Here is a 16,623-nt window from a genome sequence, read left to right as displayed (position 1 = left end):
GTTCAGTTTAACTCGAGCGTTGTATCGGAGGATGAATCAATATTTTAGCCTGTTCGTTCTGTGTCTGCTCGCTCTGTCGCTAAGCGCGGAGGATCGCTATAGTGGTGCTGATCTGACTGGCATTGAGCCAATTGTTTCTGCCGTGCAGCAGTCTGCCGAACCGTGGCGCGCAGAGGCCGATCAGCGTATTCGTCAGCATCGTATGGCGGATCTACAGTTGACTGTGCTGAAGTCGGGTCGGCCAGTTTCGAACGCCCACGTGCGGGTGAGGCTGGTCAATCACGCCTTTCAATTTGGTGGTATCGTAAATGCCAAAAGAATGGCGGCGGGGACGGGGGAGCTCTCAGCTGGTCAATATCGACAGACTTTTTTAGATTTCGGGTTCAACCACGCTGGATTTAACAATGGGCTCAAGTATAAGCTGCGAAAGGGCAACGAGCATCTGATACCCGAACAGCTGGAGTGGTTTGGCGCGCATGAAATTCCGGTTCGAGGGCATTGCTTGATCTGGCCAGGACGTGACCATATGAGCCGTGAAATGACTGTGTTGGTGAAACGCTGCAAGGCGGATCCCTCAGAGCAGAATAAGCAGGCGCTGAAGCAGATGTGTGAAATGCAGGTCGCGGATTGGGCGGCGAAGTGGGATGTGTTCGAGTGGGATGTGATTAATGAAACCCGCGGGAATTTTGATGTCGCGAAATTGCTCGGAGAGGAAGTTTACATTGACTGGTTTAACATCGCCCGAGCCAATTGCGTGCAGCCCCATGCAGGGCTGTATCTGAATGAGAATCGAGTGATCTCTGATACCGATCCTGAGGTGCGCTCCAAAAAGATGGTTCTCTATATGAAGGAGGTCGTTCAATTGTTGAAACAGGGTGCCCCTCTGACTGGGCTCGGCTTGCAGAGCCGTTTTCATGCGATGACGCCACCTGAGACGATCTATCAACGCCTTTGTTTGTTGGCAGGTTCTAGGTTGTCAATGACTGCGACCGAGTTTGAGATCGGTTCGAATGTCGAGGGGGAGTTGAACAAAGCCATCATGACCGAACGAGTCATGACGGTGTATTTTAGCCACCCTTCGGTGAACGGAATCTATGCTTGGACACTGATGCCGTCTGGTTTTGAGAAAGCGGCGGAACGTCACATTTTAGATGAGCAGGGTGCTCCGAATTTACGTGGTAAGGTCTGGCTCTACTTGATGAAGCAACGCTGGAATACGGACTCTCAGTTGACGACCGATGAGGACGGTCGCGTGGGCTTACGGGGCTTTTGGGGTGACTATGAGATCACCGTCGAGAATGAGGGCGGCATGCAAGTTATTCCACTGACGCTGAGTGAGGATCTGCAGCAAGTGATACGCCTATAGCGCTTAGCGTCTCTGGCCGATCCAGCCCTTACGCCGGAAGAAAATCAATAGACTAGTGCAACTGATTAAGCAGATCAGCCAGAAGGTCGCATACGAATATTTCCAGTCTAACTCCGGGATGTATTTGAAATTCATACCGTAAACCCCTGCGAGAAACGTCATCGGAATGAAGAAACTAGACATCAACGTCAGCACCTTCATGATTTCATTCATCTTATTGCTGACCGAGGTTTGGTAGAGATCTCCCAAGCTGGCTGCCGTGTCACGCGCATTGGAGATAAGGTCAATCAACTGAATTGTGTGATCCTGCACATCGCGTAAGAACGGTTTTAAATCGTGTCCAATCAGTGGCGACTCTGTGCGATACAGTCCGTCAATGACTTCGCGCAAGGCCCATAGGGCACGGCGTTGCCGCGATAGGTCGTGCTTCATCGAAAAGAGTGATTGTTGGCACTCCGCAGTGGGCGCTTCTAAAATCCGATCTTCGAGCTCCTCAAGGTCATTGGTGTAGCTTTCTTGAATCGGGAACAGATGGTCGACGATCGAATCGAGCAGTGCGTAGCAGAGATAGTCGGCTTGATTCGAACGAAAGCGTGAGTCGTGGTTCATCAAGCGCTTACGGATTGGATCGAAGACATCGCCGGCGTGTTCTTGGAATGAGAGCAGTGTATCTTTGAATAAAAAGATGCTCACTTGCTCATTCTTTAGCTCGTTTTGCTTGTGGTAGTGTTGGCGAGCGACGATTTGTAGATAGTCCTTAAATACTTCGATTTTAGGGCGCATGTGGATGCTGAGCGTGTCTTCTGCCACCAGCGTGTGCACTCCAAAGTGTTTGCAGACGACATCGATGACGTGCGGATTCAGTCCGTCGATGTTGATCCAGCGAACTCGCTGGCCTTCTTTGCGTGGTGAGTTTAACGCCTGCTCCAGTGAGACGTCGGAGCGAGCATCATGAAAGTCCCTGCCATAATCGACGGTCGTAATCTTGAACGGAACCTCTTTTGTGTCGTTGTGGAGGTATTGCTCAATGCCAGGAGATCCGCCAGGAGTGGGTCTTACCGGCTTCGTGTGTATGGCTTTACCCGCATGGGACAAGCCACGACCTAATGCGCGTATCGCGGAACCGACCGCGCTTCGCTTTTTTTTAGCCCCAGTGGATCGCTTCTTGTTGGTATTGCTTGAATCAGGAGCGGGGTTCATACTGGGAATTCGGTGAGTAGGCGTAATTTTGAAATCCTATTCTCCCTCTTCTGGCATCTCGCGGAAGAAAATACCAGTCTTGCCTACGCCGCCGGCGTATTCGCATTGGCGGAGTTTTTCGATTTCTTCACAGTAGGTCTTCATCGTCGCACGGTCGCATTCGAAGCGAAGCTTGATGAGCCCGTTCTTGAGCAACGCGGTCTCGATCTCGTTCAGGACTGTGAGTGTCAGGCCTTGTTTGCCGATATGAACGTGTGGCTTGAGGCGTTGCGCGATACCGCGTAGTTCTTTCTTTTCGGCGCTTGAGAGTGGTGTGCTGTCTTCCATACGAGGGAACGTTGAACATCGAACGTCGAACGTCGAACATCGAATGTCAGAGAAATGAAAATTTCGCGCGCCTGTTTTCGCTTAATCAAGGATCCACTCATCCAGCGGGCGTCGTTTGCGCGCTGCCGGCGTTTCGTCGGCTGTGCCAACCGGGATGAGTGCGACGGGGTAGATGTGCGGCTCCCAGTTGAAGAGCTCACGCACGGCCTGGTCGTTGAATAAGCGCATCCAGCAGGTGCCGAGTCCAACGTCTAGCGCACGCAGGGCAATGTGCTCGATGGCGATGGGCGCATTGAACGCGACCGACGCGCGCTTTTTTATAGGTGCGTATCTATCACAAAAAAAGAACGCCTTCTACGTAGAAGGCGTTCTTGGATGAATAGTTAAACTATCAGGCTCGTTACGCGTCCTCTTTGGGGTCGGGCAGCGTCTTGTTGGCGATGATCTGCAGGAGCTCGGTCACGAACTCAGCTGGAGTCTTGAGGCCTTCGAGCGATTTGTTGGCGCGCGAGTTGACCTTGACCAGACCTTGCTCGGCTTCTTGTTTTCCAAGAACGAGGAAGTTCGGCACTTTGTCGACGTGCACCTTGCGGATCTTCGCGCCGAGTTTGTCGGCGATGGCGTCGACCGTGACACGGATCTTCGCTGCCTTGAGGAGCTTCTCGATTTCGCGTGCTTGCGGCACGAGGTCGTCGTTCATTGGCAAGATACGAACTTGCTCGGGAGCAAGCCATGTCGGGAAGCTGCCAGCGAAGTGCTCGATCAACACGCCACAGAAGCGCTCCATTGAGCCAAACGGCGCACGGTGCAGCATGACGGGGCGGTGCTTTTCGTTGTCGGCTCCGATGTAGTTGAGGTCGAAACGCTCTGGTAGATTGTAATCGACCTGCACGGTGCCGAGTTGCCATTCGCGGCCGATCACGTCCTTCACCACGAAGTCGATCTTCGGGCCGTAGAAAGCGGCTTCGCCTGGCTCTTCGACGAAGTCGACGCCGAGTGTTTTCGCTGCGTCGCGCAGTGCCTCTTCGGCCTTGTCCCACTTTTCGGCATCGCCGACATATTTAGTGGCATCTGGATCACGTAGACCGATTCGGACGCGGTAGTCACTCATGCCGAGCGTGTTGAACACGAGCTTGACCAGATCGAGACAGCCTTTGATTTCTTGGCTGATTTGATCCTCAGTGCAGAATAGGTGGGCATCATCTTGAGTGAAGCCACGGACGCGAGTGAGGCCGTTGAGCTCGCCGGATTGCTCCCAGCGATAGACGGTGCCGAACTCAGCAAGACGCACCGGCAGGTCGCGGTAGGAGTGCGGCTGGCTGTCGAAGATCTTGATGTGCATCGGGCAGTTCATCGGCTTGAGCAGGTAGCCGTCGACTTCACCCGAATCGAGCTGATTGGATAGATCGCTGCAGGAGCAACCTTCAGTCGCGAGACGGTCGACTGTGCCGGGATCGACAATCGGCGGGAACTGCGACTCCTTGTAATAAGGGAAGTGACCCGATGTGCGGTAGAGGCCGAGCTTGCCGATGTGCGGCGTAAAGACCTGATCGTAATCCGCCATACGCAGCTCTTCGGAGATGAAGTTCTGTAGCTCTTGGCGGATGACGGCACCATTCGGCGTCCAAAGTGTGAGCCCTGCGCCGACAGCTTCGTCGATGTGGAAGAGCTTGAGCTCTTTGCCGAGCTTGCGGTGGTCGCGTGCTTTGGCTTGCTCGAGGCGCTCTAGGTATTCAGTGAGCTCAACTTTGCTTGGAAAAGCGGTGCCGTAAATGCGTTGAAGTTGTTTGTTCTTCTCGTCGCCGCGGTGATACGCACCTGCGATGGAGAGTAGCTTAAAGGCTTTGATCTTTTTGGTGTAGCCAACGTGTGGGCCGGCGCAGAGGTCGATGAATTCACCGTTCTGATAGAAGCTGACTTGCTCGCCTTCGGGGATGTCGTCGAGACGGCCGATTTTGTAGGTTTCTTGGCCGATCTCTTTGATCTTCGCGATAGCATCTTCGCGTGAGCATTCGATACGGGTGAAGCGTTGGTTCTCTTTGATCACCTTCTTCATCTCGGCCTCGATGGCTTCGAGGTCAGCTGCATCAAGCTTCTTGTCGAGGTCGATGTCGTAGTAAAAACCGTTGTCCGTGGGAGGGCCAATATCGAGCTGCGTCTTTGGGAAAAGACGCAGAATAGCAGTGGCGAGCACGTGCGAGCAGGAGTGGCGGAGTTCCTCGAGTGGAGACATTTCTTTCATAATATTTAAGGTGAAAGGAGTCAGAAGTTGAAACTTCGAGAGTCAATGCTGGATTCGGCCTGAGTTATGAACCTTAAAAGAGTCGTTAGAAGTCAGAAGACAGTAGTCAGAAGCTAAATATCAGTGTTTTATGAAGAATCTCCGATTCGCCAAATGGCTTCGCCCTTCGGTTGCACCCGAGGGCATAATAAAGTGTCGCTGCGCTCGGTAGGCGGCGTCAAATACTCTCGTAAGTGGTTTATTGCCAGGACTAACTTGCTACGCCATCTACGGCAGACCTCCGTCTGACTCCTAACTTCTAACTCCTGAATCTAGGATGAAGGATTTGTGGGGCTTGCGTGGGATCGTCGGGGCGCTGAATCGGTAAATTAGTTCGCGAAGCGTGTGCAGGATCCGTCCGCTAAGAGGGGCCCTTTGCGTGGCGGGAGTCTCGTTTGCGCTTTATTTAGCTGTTCCCGAGGCGCTCCAGTTGGTAGCTGCCGTCTAGGATTTGCTCAGTCCATGCCGTGTTGTCGAGATACCATTGAACCGTTGCCCGGAAGCCTGAGGTGTGATCCTGCTTGGGCGTCCAGCCGAGCTCGCGCTTGATTTTCGAGGCGTCGATTGCGTAGCGCAGGTCGTGACTGGGGCGATCTGCTACAAATGTGATTTGATCGGCATAGCGTTGACGGTCTGTTCGTGGTTTGAGTTCGTCGAGTAGGTCGCACAGTAATTTTACTAAATCGATGTTTTGCCGCTCATTGTAACCGCCGATATTGTAAGTCTCGCCGATGGCTCCCTTTGCTATTACGGTATGAAGTGCGTCCGCGTGATCACCTACGTAGAGCCAGTCGCGGATATTTTCACCAGTGCCATAGATTGGGATCGCTTCGCCGCGTAGTGCTTTTAGGAGAACGACAGGGATGAGTTTTTCGGGGAACTGAAAGGGGCCATAGTTGTTAGAGCAATTTGTGACGATGACAGGTAAGTGATACGTGTCGCTCCATGCTCGGGCGAGATGGTCCGATGCGGCTTTGCTTGCGGAGTATGGAGAGTGCGGATCGTAGGGAGTGGTCTCAGTGAATAAGCCTTTCGCCCCTAGTGAGCCGTATACTTCGTCGGTGGAGACGTGGAGAAAGCGAAAGGCTGCTTTCTTAGCTCCACTTAAGGTGTGGTATCGGCGCCGCGCGGATTGTAGCATATTCAAAGTGCCTACGACGTTGGTTTGTATGAAGGCATCTGGGCCATCAATGGATCGGTCTACATGGCTCTCGGCTGCGAGGTGCATGATCCAGTCGGGCTGGTAGTCGGTGAAGACTTGATCAATCGCCTGTGCATCGCAGATATTGGTGTGGCTGAATTGATAGCGTGGGTGGCTCTCGAGGTCTTTGAGAGAATGGCGGTTCCCGGCGTAGGTGAGTGCGTCGAGGTTGAGGACGGTGTGTTCGGTGTTTTGAATGAGCGTCCGAATCAAATTACTGCCGATAAATCCTGCGCCGCCTGTGACTAAAATGTTCATAAATAAAACGATGAATCAAAGTTGTGTAGGCTAGGCGTTCCTTTGCCCTGTTTTTGGGGGGGCTCTGTTCGACGATGCCGATGCATCTAGTGTGCACCTCTAAGTTAGCGGGCTAACTTCTTGGAATCCAGGGAGCTGCTGCTCGATGGTTTGAATTCTTTGGGTAGTTGGATCGTGAATGTCGTGCCTTTTGCGCTGGTCGAGAAGATGATGTTACCATGGTGCGCATCGATGATGGAGCGCGCAATTGCGGTGCCTAGTCCTGTGCCTTCGCTTTTACCAAAGGTGACGAATGGCTCGAAGAACCGGCTTTGTATCTCTTCAGGGATGCCTGGGCCGTTGTCGGCGATGGACAGGTAGATGGTATGACCTTTGTCAATCGCGGTGATTGCGATGTTCCCTGGCTTATCGGTCAGGTGAATCGCATCGATTGCATTGGCGATTAAATTTTGTAGGACGCGTAGGAGCTTGCTGGCGTCGCCTTCTAGAGAGACGTTGTTGGGGCTCATCTCAATCGTCACGCTCTCGTCCTGAAAGAACGGGGCGTTTAGCTCTTTGAAGTGATGTAAGAGTTGCTCCATTGATACGTGGGCAATCTCGATTTCACCATCACCTCGTGCAAAGGCGGCTAGGTCGTTGGCCATATCGACCATGCGGCGGATTTGTGACTCGATGTTACCGCAGATCTTTGCGGTCTTCGGATCTGCCTCTCCGTGGCGTTGTTGGATGATGTGTGAGCCGAGGCTAATAATAGAAAACGGATTTTTGAAATCGTGCAGTATGGACGAGATCATGGTGCCGACCAGCGAAAGCTTTTCCTTGCGCATGACTTCCTCCATATAATGGGAGGTCGTGCTTCTTAGGTGTTCGATGACGCTTTCGAGCACTTTTTTGACGGGCTCAGCGTCCTCGATGATTTTTTTTACTGTTTCCTCTGGGACGCGACCGACGACGCAATTGCTAAGGGCGCTGGCATCCAGTGCGCGTTTTTCGCCAGTGAATACACCGACTTCGCCAAAGAAGCTGCCTTCGCCGGAAGTGCTGACGTGTTGATTTGAGTGGTCAGGCTTCTCCTTGGTGAAGGATACAATGCCTTCGAGGATGACATATAGGGCGTCGGGCGGGCTGTTCTCGAGAAAGATGATGTCACCAGGCTGAAGATGCAGGACTTCCACTTCGCTGAGGATGGTATCGCGCCGATCTGCAGAGATACTTTGGATGAAGGGATGTTCCGACAGTTTCATTTGGGAGACTCGATGGTGGGCTGAGTGGCAGTGGGCTGTTGGGAGCGGAGGTTGAACACTAAAACGGTGGACGCGATTGCCAGAATAAGTAGCACGATGCCTAGTAATATACTGGTTGTGGTAAGTTGTTTCATTAAATTCGAATCAACTCTAGTGGCTTGGCTGTCATATTCAATGCTCTTATGGTGTAGTTTTATGAAAGGCGGTTGCGGTAGTCTTCGTAGCCGAACTTTCGGGCTACCTGAAGGCCGGAGTGTTCGCTGAATAAACTGATGGCGGGGAGTGGCACGCCGTTGAAAGTCGAGTTTTTGACCATCGTATAGTGTGACATGTCTAGGAAGACTATGCGCTGCCCGATTTGTAGTGGCTCGGCAAACGAGTAGTCGCCGATCACGTCGCCGGCGAGGCAAGACATGCCGCCGAGTCGATAGGTGTGGGGGAGCTCGCTTGGTTCTGCTGCGTCGAGGATGTTCGGGCGATAGGGCATCTCCAGCACGTCTGGCATATGGCAGGTCGCTGAAGTGTCGAGAATGGCTATTTGGTGGCCGCCAGCTTCAATGAGGTCGAGCACCGTGACAACCAGCACGCCGGTATGGAGCGCTACCGCTTCGCCTGGCTCTAGATAAACGTCAACGCCGTAGCGCTCACGGAAGCGTTGGACGGTGCAGCAGAGGCGATCAATGTCGTAGCCTGGGCGGGTGATGTGGTGTCCCCCGCCGAAGTTGAGCCATTTGAGGCCAGGGATGAGGTCGCCGAATTTTTCTTCGAAGGCGTCGGCAGTGTGTTCGAGCGCGTCGGCGTCTTGCTCGCAGAGTGCGTGGAAGTGTAGGCCGTCGAGTTGTTCGAGTGGATTGCCAGGGAGTTTAGAAAGTGCGTGGTCTAGTGCAGCGCGCGTGGTGCCGAGTCGGGACGCGGGGGAGCAGGGGTCGTAGAGCTCGGTGTCGACTTCGGAGTATTCGGGGTTGACGCGCAAGCCTAGTTCGGGGCGATTGGCGGGTGGGAGTTGTTCGATCCCTCGGGAGAGCTGCTGGGCAGAGTTAAATACGAGGCTGTGCGCGAACCGGCTCAGGTGTATGAGTTCGGTGTCTTTGTAGGCTGCGGAGTAGACGTGGATTTCTTTGCCGAAGAGCTCGTGGGCGAGTAGTGCTTCATGCAGTCCGCTGGAAGTGGTGCCGCTGAGGTAGCGCTTAATGAGTGGGAAGGTGCTGTGGCAAGCGAACCCTTTGAGAGCCAGCAGGATTTTTGCGCCTGAGCGTTCGGCGACAGATTTGAGCAGCTGGCAGTTCTCCTCTAGGCGGTCGAGGTGCACAATGTAGGAAGGAGAAGGTGCTTTCTCAAATGGAATGGCCCGAAGCGCGGCGAGGCGTTCGGGAGTCAAGGGAGGTGTCGGATCTTGAGCCATATGTCGTTTAGTGATTGTAAAAAGGCTGCTTGGGGCTTCTTTGCGAGCTGTTTTTATATCCCTAGATCAAATGATGTCGGGGTGTTTGGCGTCTTTTGAAAAATGCCGAAACTTTAGGTTGCTTTTTGGAACCCCTATTTTATTGTGCGCGGTTTTCTAATAACAAGAGCCTCCATGCTGGGGGCGCATTTCATCACATTTTTAGACAATGAAACAGTTCAAACTAAACATCTTAAGCCGTGAAAATACCGGTCGTGGCGTCGCTCGCCGCCTCCGCGCGGAAGGTAACATTCCTGCCTGTGTATACAGTAAAGGAAACTCACGCTCGATTTCGCTCTCCGTTGTGGAGTATCGTGATCTCAAACGCTCGATCGGCGGCGGTGCTGCTCTGATCGAATTAGTCGATGAGAAGGGTGAGACTGCTCTCGTTAATATCCAAGATGTTCAGCGCGACACATTTAAGAACTGCATTAACCATATCGACTTCCTAGAAGTTGCTCGTGGTGAAAGCTTTATTGCTCACGTGCCTGTGCACTTGATCAACGCGTCTGAGGCTGCTGGTGTTCGCCTTGAAGGTGGTATTGTTGATCACAAGACGCACGAAGTTGAAATTCGTTGCCGTCCATCTAAGCTTCCTGATCACGTCGAAGTGGACGTTAAGGATCTTGGTGTTGGTGATGCGCTTCACATCAGTGAGCTTCCTGTCATTGAAGGTGTTGAATACCTAGGCAACCCAATCCAAGTGATCGTATCGATCCAAGCTCCGACTGTTGCAGTTACGACTGCTGCTGAGGATGCTGCTGAAGCAGTTGCTGCTGACGAAGTTCCTGCTTCGAAGGTGTCTGCTGACGACGCTGAGTAATTTTTTTCGAGAGAAGCGTTTTCGATTCTCTCTTTGTTCTTTCCAAAATGTCCATAGCGGTCATTGCCGGCCTCGGAAACCCGGGGTCAAAATACCGCAACACTCGGCACAATGTCGGCTTTGTTCTAGTTGATAAACTAGCAGCAAAGCTGGGTGCCGTGTGGAAGACGGAAGCTCGTTTCGAAGCTGAAATCGCGACTGTGTCCTATGAGGAGCGCAAGCTCCTCCTGGTGAAGCCTCAAACCTTCATGAATGCCAGCGGACGCTCGTTAGGTGCGATTTTGCGCTATCGGAAACTCCCGACCTCATCACTTGTCGCCGTATATGACGACATCACCCTTGAACTTGGCAGGCCCAAGCTCAGCGCCGGTGGTAGTGCTGGTGGTCACAACGGGATTACTGATTTGCTCGCGCAGATTGGGCCGGGTTTTCTTCGCTATCGTATCGGAGTCGGTGCGAAACCACACAAAGAGATGGACCTCGCAGATTACGTCCTAAGCAAATTTTCGAAGGACGAGCAAAAACTTTTGGCAGATCGGATTCCCGCCTATCTTGAGCATTTTCAGCTCATTATTGACAAGGAGCCTGAGCACGCCATGAACTTCATCAACCAACGCACGGCACACTAGCATGAGCGCAACGACTACAAACAACTACAAAACTACTTTCATCCTAGACCTACGCGAATCCGAAGACGATTCCGCTAAAGTTCTAGCTGACTTGACTGAAATTCTCGCGTCACTCGGTGGCACGGTAACTGAGAGCGAAGATCTCGGTATGCGCGAATTCGCGCGTGCTGCTGACCGCCGCTACACTCAGGGCCATATCCTCGAAGTTTACTTCGACGGTCCTGGAACAGTGCCTGCAGAGCTTCAAGAAAAGCTTCGTCTCGACAAACGCGTCAACCGCATCTTCGTTCAGTCAGTCTAATCTGACTTCTGCGTCGGTCTCTCTCCTTACAACTGAAACGCCATGGCCTCATTTAATAAAGTCATCCTCATGGGAAACTTGACCCGCGACCCTGAGTTGCGTGTGACGCCTAATGGTAATTCGATCTGTAAGCTCGGTCTCGCGACTTCGCGTGTTTACTCCACTAAAGATGGAGAGCGCCGCGAAGAAACAACGTTCGTCGATATCGACGCGTTTGGTAAGCAGGCCGAGGTGATCAATAAATACATGCGTAAGGGGCGTCCGATCATGGTCGAAGGCCGCTTGAAGCTCGATCAGTGGGAATCTGATGGCCAAAAGCGCAGTAAGTTGAGTGTCGTGCTCGAGAACTTCCAGTTCCTCGGCAGTCGCGAAGACAATGACGGTGGCAATACTGGCGGTGGTTACGAAAAGAGCTCGCCTCCGGCGCGTTCGGCTCCCTCTGCGCCAGCTGCTCCGGCAACACCTGCTGCGCCAGCGGCAAATTTCTCAAACGATAACGACACACTCGATGAGGACGTTCCGTTTTAAAAAAGTATCATTTCTCCTCTTTATAACAGTTTAAATTAAACGTATCATGGCTAACTCTCAAGTTCTCCTCCTTCAACCCATCAAAGGCCTCGGCGCCGAGGGTGACACAGTAACAGTGCGTGCAGGTTATGCACGCAACTTCCTGCTTCCACGCAAGCAAGCTTTGCCTATCACTCAGGCAAACAAGAAGCATGTTGAAGCGCTTCTCAAGGCACGTGAAGCACGTGAGCAGAAAGAATTCGAAACAGCACGCACATTGGGCGAGCAAATCGAAAAGACCAGCATCGCAATCGCAGTGAAGACTGGCGAAGGCGGCAAGATGTTTGGCGCTGTCACTGCCAACGATTTGATCGAGCGCCTCAAGGAAGAGGGTATCGAGCTTGCTAAGAAGCAACTCGGTTTGGCTCAGCCAATCAAGGAACTCGGTTCGCACACTGCTGGCATCAAGCTACATGCTGATGTTGAAGTAGAACTGAAGTTCGAAGTGGTATCTGAAAATCCGATCGAAGAAGCCGTTGTTGAAGACGCTTCTGACGAAGACGAAGATTAAGCCACTCAGCGCGGTCGATTAGACAATAGTTCGTTCCATGCCGCCTGAATCAACGAATTCCTCTTACGGTCGCAACAAAGGCGGCCGTAAGTTTCGTGATGCTCGGAGCCCGGAAAACTCACCTGATGAGATCCGTGTGCAGCCGCATAATGTTGAGGCCGAGGAAGGCCTGCTGGCTGCCTGTCTGATTGATGGTGGTCGCGAAATTCTGACTGAGTGTATTGAAGCAAAGCTTACACCAGATTATTTCTTTAAGACATCTCACCAAGAGCTCTTTCGTGCGCTTCTAGCGTTGTATGAAACGGGTGATCCGATCGACGAAATCTTGCTTTTGGACTATCTCCGTAAGAACGGGATGGAAGAAGAAGTCGGCGGCATTGCTGCGATCTATGCGATTCAGAACCGAATCGAGACGCCAGCTCACGCGCGCTACTTTACCCGTATTGTTCACGAGAAGTATTTGCTACGCCGCTTGATTCGCACCTCACGCGAGACGATCGAGGCCTGCTATGAACAGCAGGAGGATATGTCCACGTTCATCGAAAAGATTGAGCAGGACATCTTCGATATTAGTAGTGGCCGTGTCACTGAGGGTGCCACGCCGATCCGCGAGGCGGTTGATGGCGCGGTGAGTAATATCCAAGCCCTGTTAAGTGGTAAGGATGATATTGACGGCGTGCTATCTGGTTTTCGCGATTTGGATGGCATGACGTATGGCTTCCATCCAGGTCAAATGATCGTGTTGGCGGCCCGTCCATCGGTGGGTAAGACCTCATTGGCGATGAATTTTGCGGAGCACGCAATGCTGCCAGCGGAGGGGCGTAAGCCTGCAGGCGTGCTGGTGTTCAGTTTGGAAATGACCTCCGAAGACTTGGCGATGCGTTTGATTTGCTGCCGTTCGCGGGTCGATATGAAGCGTATTCGCGACCGTGTTGCTTCGAAGCAGGATATGTCGGACATCGTGACTACGGCCAAAGAGCTGAAGCAGTCGCCGCTGTGGATCGATGATAATTCTAGCTCAACTATTTTAGATATTCGTGCAAAAGCGCGTCGTCTGCACACTAAGAGTAAGCTCGGTCTCGTGGTGGTCGATTATTTACAGCTGATTCGTGGCGCTGATCCACGCGTGCCGCGTGAGCAGCAGATTGCCGATATTTCCCGTGGTATGAAAGGCATGGCGAAGGAGCTGAGTATTCCTGTGGTCGTGCTTAGTCAGCTGAATCGTGAGTCAGAGAAAGAGAATCGCGATCCGCGCATCTCTGATCTTCGTGAGTCCGGTTCGATCGAGCAGGATGCCGACGTGGTGTTGCTGCTGCATCGTCCAAAGAAGAGCGATGATGATGAGGGCGTGCAAGACGGGGCGATGCCTGGTGATGTGGAGCATATTAAATTGATCATTGCGAAGCAACGTAATGGTCCGATTGGCGACATTGATTTAACATTTGTGCGACGTTATACACGCTATGAAAATTTTCATCGCTAGCCGTTCGCGAACACTTAGAGATACATAGAAATGCGATTTATTAAGACTTTCCTGCGTGCAGTGATCTGCCTCGCAGCCATTGCCAATCTGACTATTTTATCCGCTCAGGATTCTCAGGAATACCCGAAGGTAAATGAAGTGCGTGTCGAGTTCGACGGCTTCAAGTCAGTGAGTGAGGAGTTCGTGTTCAGCAATGTGCAATTGCGCAGCGGCATGAACTATAACACAGCGTTGGTCGATCAGTCGATTCGCACACTGTATGGCACCGGACACTTTGAGTTTGTCGAGGTGAAGGTCGAGAATTCAGATGACGGTTCGGTGGATGTGATCTTTGAGGTGATTCCTAAGTATACCATTGAGCGCATTACGTATTCCGGAAATAACAAATACAAGGAAGGGCGTTTGTCCTCGAAAGGTGAGTTGGAGGCAGGTGTGCCGCTGGATGAGTATCAAGTCAGCGAGGCTGCTGACAAAATCCAAGCTTACTACGTAAAGAAGGGGTATCCTGATGTAAAAGTGGATTACCGTATCCGGCGGGATGAAGACACTGGCTTTGCAGTTGTGCTGTTTGATATTGATGAGGGCACGAATGTTAAGATCAAGGGGCTGGGGTTTGAGGGGAACGATTCAATCGAAAGTAAGAAACTTGCGAAGGTCCTGGAGACTAAAAAGAGAGGTTGGTTGTCGTGGTTGACTGGCTCTGGTCGTTTTGATGAAGTTAAATTTAAGGAAGATCTAGAGCTGCTCCGCACGTATTATCGCAATCAGGGTTATTTGGATGTGGTTGTGGATGCGGATGATGTGATCCTAGACTTTAAGACCGATCAGGATCTTTACATCACGATTCGTTTGACGGAAGGGGAGCGCTATACCGTCGGTGAGATGTCGATTGAGAATGCCACGATTTTTACTGAAGGGGAGCTAATTGGAGCGGTTGAGGTTGAGTCCGGCGATCCATTTTCTCCTGAGAAAGTCGATCAGGCTGCGACTGCTGTTCGCGAATATTATACTTCGCGTGGTTATTTAGATGCAGGTGTGCGTGCCGAACGTGTGCCGAATATGGCTACACGTGCGATTGATGTCGTGTTCCGAGTGCGGGAGAGCGAGAAGTTTTATGTCGAATCGATTAAGGTCGAAGGCAACACGATTACGAAGACACGGGTGATCATTCGTGAATTGGCGCTTCGCCCAGGTGACGTGTTTGACCTTAAGCGTATGGAGACCAGTGAGAACCGTTTGCGCAATACGCGTTATTTTGGTGATGTGCGCATGAATCCGGAGGCCACCAATATTCCTGGTCGTCGTGATTTAAGTGTGACTGTCAGCGAAGGTCGCACGGGTAACTTCACTTTTGGTGCTGGTTTTGGTTCCGTTGAGAGTGCGGTCGTTTACTTCGAGCTGACTCAAGGTAATTTCGACCTCTTTAACTGGCGCTCTGGTTTTCGTGGTGCTGGCCAGAAGTTCCGTTTCCGCGCATCGTTGGGCACGACGAGTAATGAAGTCTTGATCGCATTCGAGGAGCCTTGGTTATTCGAGCAGCGTTTGGCCTTTGGGGTCGAGATATTCCGCACGGAGTCGGACTACAATAGTAGTGATTATAATGAGCTCCGCACTGGTTTTGAGCTGTATCTGCGTCGTCGACTCTTTGAGTTGGTTGAAGCGCGTGTCAGTTACCGTTTGGAGTTGGTCGATATTTTTGATGTGGATGATGATGTGAAGACCTATCGTGAGGCCGAGGGAGATGAATATGTGTCTTCCGTGGGCCTGACATTACTTCGTGATTCTCGCGATTCGCTGATGTTCACACGCAATGGTAATCGGACGACGCTCTCTGCGAACCTCGCTGGTGTGGGCGGTGATGTGCATTATCTAAAGCTTGAGGCGCGCTCTGCTCAATTCTTTCCGACCTTTGATCTGTATGATCAGACGCTGTCAATTATCGGGCGTGTCGGCACCGCTTCGCCATACGGCGATAGTGATGATGTCCCATTTTATGACCGATTCTACCTGGGCGGTCCGGATAGTTTGCGTGGTTTCGAGTATCGTGATGTTAGCCCACGGGATGAGGAAGATTCGAGTGAATCGGTCGGTGGTGATACTTACGGCATGCTTTCTTTCGAATATGGTTGGCGACTTGCGGAACCTTTAGGGCTCGTTGCTTTCTATGACTGTGGTTTTGTTAACGAATCTGATTATGATTTTAGTCCTTCAGACTATGCATCTAATTGGGGGATCGGCGCGCGTATTATCCTAATGGGCTCTCCGCTGAAGCTTGACCTTGGTTTCCCTATTACAGTGCCTGATGATGCGGATGATAATGGGGCTCAGTTTAACTTTTCGTTTGGCACACGCTTCTAGTGTTGCTTGCATTCTCAAATCATAATCCTCAATTAATAACTATGAAAAAAATAACTATTCTCTTTCTTGCTTCTGTTTTCTGCGCGGTCGGTCTATTCGGCCAGAAGACTCCAGTCGTTGCGACTGTCAATGTTCAGCGTATCTTGAACGACTACACTGCTTTCCAGACTGCTGTTGAGAAGGTCAAAGGGTCCGTCGCCCCAGTAGAAGAGGAAATGAAGAGGATGCAGGAAAACATCCAAGCGATCGTTACAACTGGCCGTGAGGCAGAGGCGAAGGTTAAGAATCCTGCTCTAGGTGATGAAGCAAAGGCTGAAGCTGCTGCAGAAGTCGCTGGTCTCCAATCTCAGCTTCAAGCCGCTCAAGTCGAGCTCAACCAGTTCCGCCAACAAGCACAGCAACTCGCTCAGCAAGGCCAGCAACAAGAGCTCGCTCCGCTACAAGCCAAAGCAGTCGAAGCAGTCAAGCAGGTTGCTCAAGACAAGGGCATCGATTTGGTCGTGCCAATTAATGCAGTGGTCTACGCTTCGGATGATCTTGAGATCTCCGACGCTGTGATCGCAGTTTTGAATGCGGCTAAATAAGTTCGTTAATAATTTCAAATTTCAAAAACCCTGTTCTCGCTTAGGACAG

At 51.8% G+C, this 16,623-nt stretch carries 16 protein-coding genes; 9 read left to right on the top strand and 7 right to left on the bottom strand.

The annotated features are described in order from the left end of the window. The first annotated feature begins 31 nt into the window (after positions 1-31). Positions 32-1,366, top strand: a complete 1,335-nt coding sequence (locus GZZ87_RS02125) for an endo-1,4-beta-xylanase (RefSeq protein ID WP_162024686.1) — start codon at positions 32-34, stop codon at positions 1,364-1,366. A 3-nt stretch (positions 1,367-1,369) separates the two neighbouring features. Here GZZ87_RS02125 and corA read toward each other — a convergent pair whose 3' ends face one another. From corA to nspC, 7 genes are all read right to left on the bottom strand, one after another. After that, positions 1,370-2,566 (bottom strand): magnesium/cobalt transporter CorA, encoded by a 1,197-nt coding sequence (gene corA / locus GZZ87_RS02120; protein WP_162024688.1) that lies wholly within the window; start codon positions 2,564-2,566, stop codon positions 1,370-1,372. Positions 2,567-2,602: 36 nt separating this feature from the next. Continuing rightward, the gene (locus tag GZZ87_RS02115) at positions 2,603-2,893 is read right to left on the bottom strand and encodes a YhbY family RNA-binding protein (RefSeq protein ID WP_162024689.1); all 291 of its coding nucleotides are present in this window, start codon (positions 2,891-2,893) and stop codon (positions 2,603-2,605) included. 81 nt (positions 2,894-2,974) lie between these two features. Beyond that, positions 2,975-3,214: a nitroreductase family protein gene (locus GZZ87_RS02110; RefSeq protein WP_162024795.1), complete on the bottom strand. Its 240-nt coding sequence runs from the start codon at positions 3,212-3,214 to the stop codon at positions 2,975-2,977. A gap of 79 nt (positions 3,215-3,293) precedes the next feature. Continuing rightward, positions 3,294-5,135, bottom strand: coding sequence for a threonine--tRNA ligase (gene thrS, locus GZZ87_RS02105; protein WP_162024690.1), 1,842 nt, complete (start codon positions 5,133-5,135; stop codon positions 3,294-3,296). A 445-nt stretch (positions 5,136-5,580) separates the two neighbouring features. Then, positions 5,581-6,633 carry a dTDP-glucose 4,6-dehydratase gene (gene rfbB / locus GZZ87_RS02100; RefSeq protein ID WP_162024692.1) on the bottom strand — a complete coding sequence of 351 codons (1,053 nt, stop codon included), beginning with the start codon at positions 6,631-6,633 and terminating at the stop codon, positions 5,581-5,583. 104 nt (positions 6,634-6,737) lie between these two features. After that, positions 6,738-7,877 carry an ATP-binding protein gene (locus tag GZZ87_RS02095; RefSeq protein WP_162024693.1) on the bottom strand — a complete coding sequence of 380 codons (1,140 nt, stop codon included), beginning with the start codon at positions 7,875-7,877 and terminating at the stop codon, positions 6,738-6,740. A gap of 193 nt (positions 7,878-8,070) precedes the next feature. Continuing rightward, positions 8,071-9,279: a carboxynorspermidine decarboxylase gene (gene nspC, locus GZZ87_RS02090; protein ID WP_162024694.1), complete on the bottom strand. Its 1,209-nt coding sequence runs from the start codon at positions 9,277-9,279 to the stop codon at positions 8,071-8,073. Positions 9,280-9,487: 208 nt separating this feature from the next. Between nspC and GZZ87_RS02085 the strand changes: the two genes are divergently transcribed. From GZZ87_RS02085 to GZZ87_RS02050, 8 genes are read left to right on the top strand one after another with little or no spacing between them, the layout of a single operon-like run. Next, the gene (locus tag GZZ87_RS02085) at positions 9,488-10,141 is read left to right on the top strand and encodes a 50S ribosomal protein L25 (protein ID WP_162024695.1); all 654 of its coding nucleotides are present in this window, start codon (positions 9,488-9,490) and stop codon (positions 10,139-10,141) included. Positions 10,142-10,188: 47 nt separating this feature from the next. Next, positions 10,189-10,770 (top strand): aminoacyl-tRNA hydrolase, encoded by a 582-nt coding sequence (pth, locus tag GZZ87_RS02080; protein WP_162024696.1) that lies wholly within the window; start codon positions 10,189-10,191, stop codon positions 10,768-10,770. A gap of 1 nt (position 10,771) precedes the next feature. Continuing rightward, complete coding sequence (locus GZZ87_RS02075; RefSeq protein ID WP_162024697.1) at positions 10,772-11,071, top strand: 30S ribosomal protein S6; 300 nt, start codon at positions 10,772-10,774, stop codon at positions 11,069-11,071. Between the two features lie 42 nt (positions 11,072-11,113). Beyond that, positions 11,114-11,599 (top strand): single-stranded DNA-binding protein, encoded by a 486-nt coding sequence (gene ssb, locus GZZ87_RS02070; RefSeq protein WP_162024699.1) that lies wholly within the window; start codon positions 11,114-11,116, stop codon positions 11,597-11,599. A gap of 46 nt (positions 11,600-11,645) precedes the next feature. Continuing rightward, positions 11,646-12,149: a 50S ribosomal protein L9 gene (gene rplI / locus GZZ87_RS02065; protein ID WP_162024700.1), complete on the top strand. Its 504-nt coding sequence runs from the start codon at positions 11,646-11,648 to the stop codon at positions 12,147-12,149. 37 nt (positions 12,150-12,186) lie between these two features. Then, positions 12,187-13,632 carry a replicative DNA helicase gene (gene dnaB / locus GZZ87_RS02060; RefSeq protein ID WP_162024701.1) on the top strand — a complete coding sequence of 482 codons (1,446 nt, stop codon included), beginning with the start codon at positions 12,187-12,189 and terminating at the stop codon, positions 13,630-13,632. 30 nt (positions 13,633-13,662) lie between these two features. Then, positions 13,663-15,990 carry an outer membrane protein assembly factor BamA gene (gene bamA / locus GZZ87_RS02055; protein WP_162024702.1) on the top strand — a complete coding sequence of 776 codons (2,328 nt, stop codon included), beginning with the start codon at positions 13,663-13,665 and terminating at the stop codon, positions 15,988-15,990. A gap of 41 nt (positions 15,991-16,031) precedes the next feature. Continuing rightward, the gene (locus GZZ87_RS02050) at positions 16,032-16,574 is read left to right on the top strand and encodes an OmpH family outer membrane protein (protein ID WP_162024703.1); all 543 of its coding nucleotides are present in this window, start codon (positions 16,032-16,034) and stop codon (positions 16,572-16,574) included. The last annotated feature ends 49 nt before the right edge of the window (positions 16,575-16,623 follow it).

It is taken from the genome of Lentimonas sp. CC4 (assembly GCF_902728235.1).
Lineage (GTDB): Bacteria > Verrucomicrobiota > Verrucomicrobiia > Opitutales > Coraliomargaritaceae > Lentimonas.
The sequence above is the reverse complement of the archived record's forward strand: the minus strand, read 5'-3'. Positions and strand labels throughout refer to the sequence as shown.

Bases quoted from the DNA above. Each gene is read 5' to 3' on its own strand.
- GZZ87_RS02125 (WP_162024686.1), top strand. From the start codon at position 32: ATGAATCAATATTTTAGCCTGTTCGTTCTGTGTCTGCTCGCTCTGTCG.
- corA (WP_162024688.1), bottom strand. From the start codon at position 2,566: ATGAACCCCGCTCCTGATTCAAGCAATACCAACAAGAAGCGATCCACT.
- GZZ87_RS02115 (WP_162024689.1), bottom strand. From the start codon at position 2,893: ATGGAAGACAGCACACCACTCTCAAGCGCCGAAAAGAAAGAACTACGC.
- thrS (WP_162024690.1), bottom strand. From the start codon at position 5,135: ATGAAAGAAATGTCTCCACTCGAGGAACTCCGCCACTCCTGCTCGCAC.
- rfbB (WP_162024692.1), bottom strand. From the start codon at position 6,633: ATGAACATTTTAGTCACAGGCGGCGCAGGATTTATCGGCAGTAATTTG.
- GZZ87_RS02095 (WP_162024693.1), bottom strand. From the start codon at position 7,877: ATGAAACTGTCGGAACATCCCTTCATCCAAAGTATCTCTGCAGATCGG.
- nspC (WP_162024694.1), bottom strand. From the start codon at position 9,279: ATGGCTCAAGATCCGACACCTCCCTTGACTCCCGAACGCCTCGCCGCG.
- GZZ87_RS02085 (WP_162024695.1), top strand. From the start codon at position 9,488: ATGAAACAGTTCAAACTAAACATCTTAAGCCGTGAAAATACCGGTCGT.
- pth (WP_162024696.1), top strand. From the start codon at position 10,189: ATGTCCATAGCGGTCATTGCCGGCCTCGGAAACCCGGGGTCAAAATAC.
- GZZ87_RS02075 (WP_162024697.1), top strand. From the start codon at position 10,772: ATGAGCGCAACGACTACAAACAACTACAAAACTACTTTCATCCTAGAC.
- ssb (WP_162024699.1), top strand. From the start codon at position 11,114: ATGGCCTCATTTAATAAAGTCATCCTCATGGGAAACTTGACCCGCGAC.
- rplI (WP_162024700.1), top strand. From the start codon at position 11,646: ATGGCTAACTCTCAAGTTCTCCTCCTTCAACCCATCAAAGGCCTCGGC.
- dnaB (WP_162024701.1), top strand. From the start codon at position 12,187: ATGCCGCCTGAATCAACGAATTCCTCTTACGGTCGCAACAAAGGCGGC.
- bamA (WP_162024702.1), top strand. From the start codon at position 13,663: ATGCGATTTATTAAGACTTTCCTGCGTGCAGTGATCTGCCTCGCAGCC.
- GZZ87_RS02050 (WP_162024703.1), top strand. From the start codon at position 16,032: ATGAAAAAAATAACTATTCTCTTTCTTGCTTCTGTTTTCTGCGCGGTC.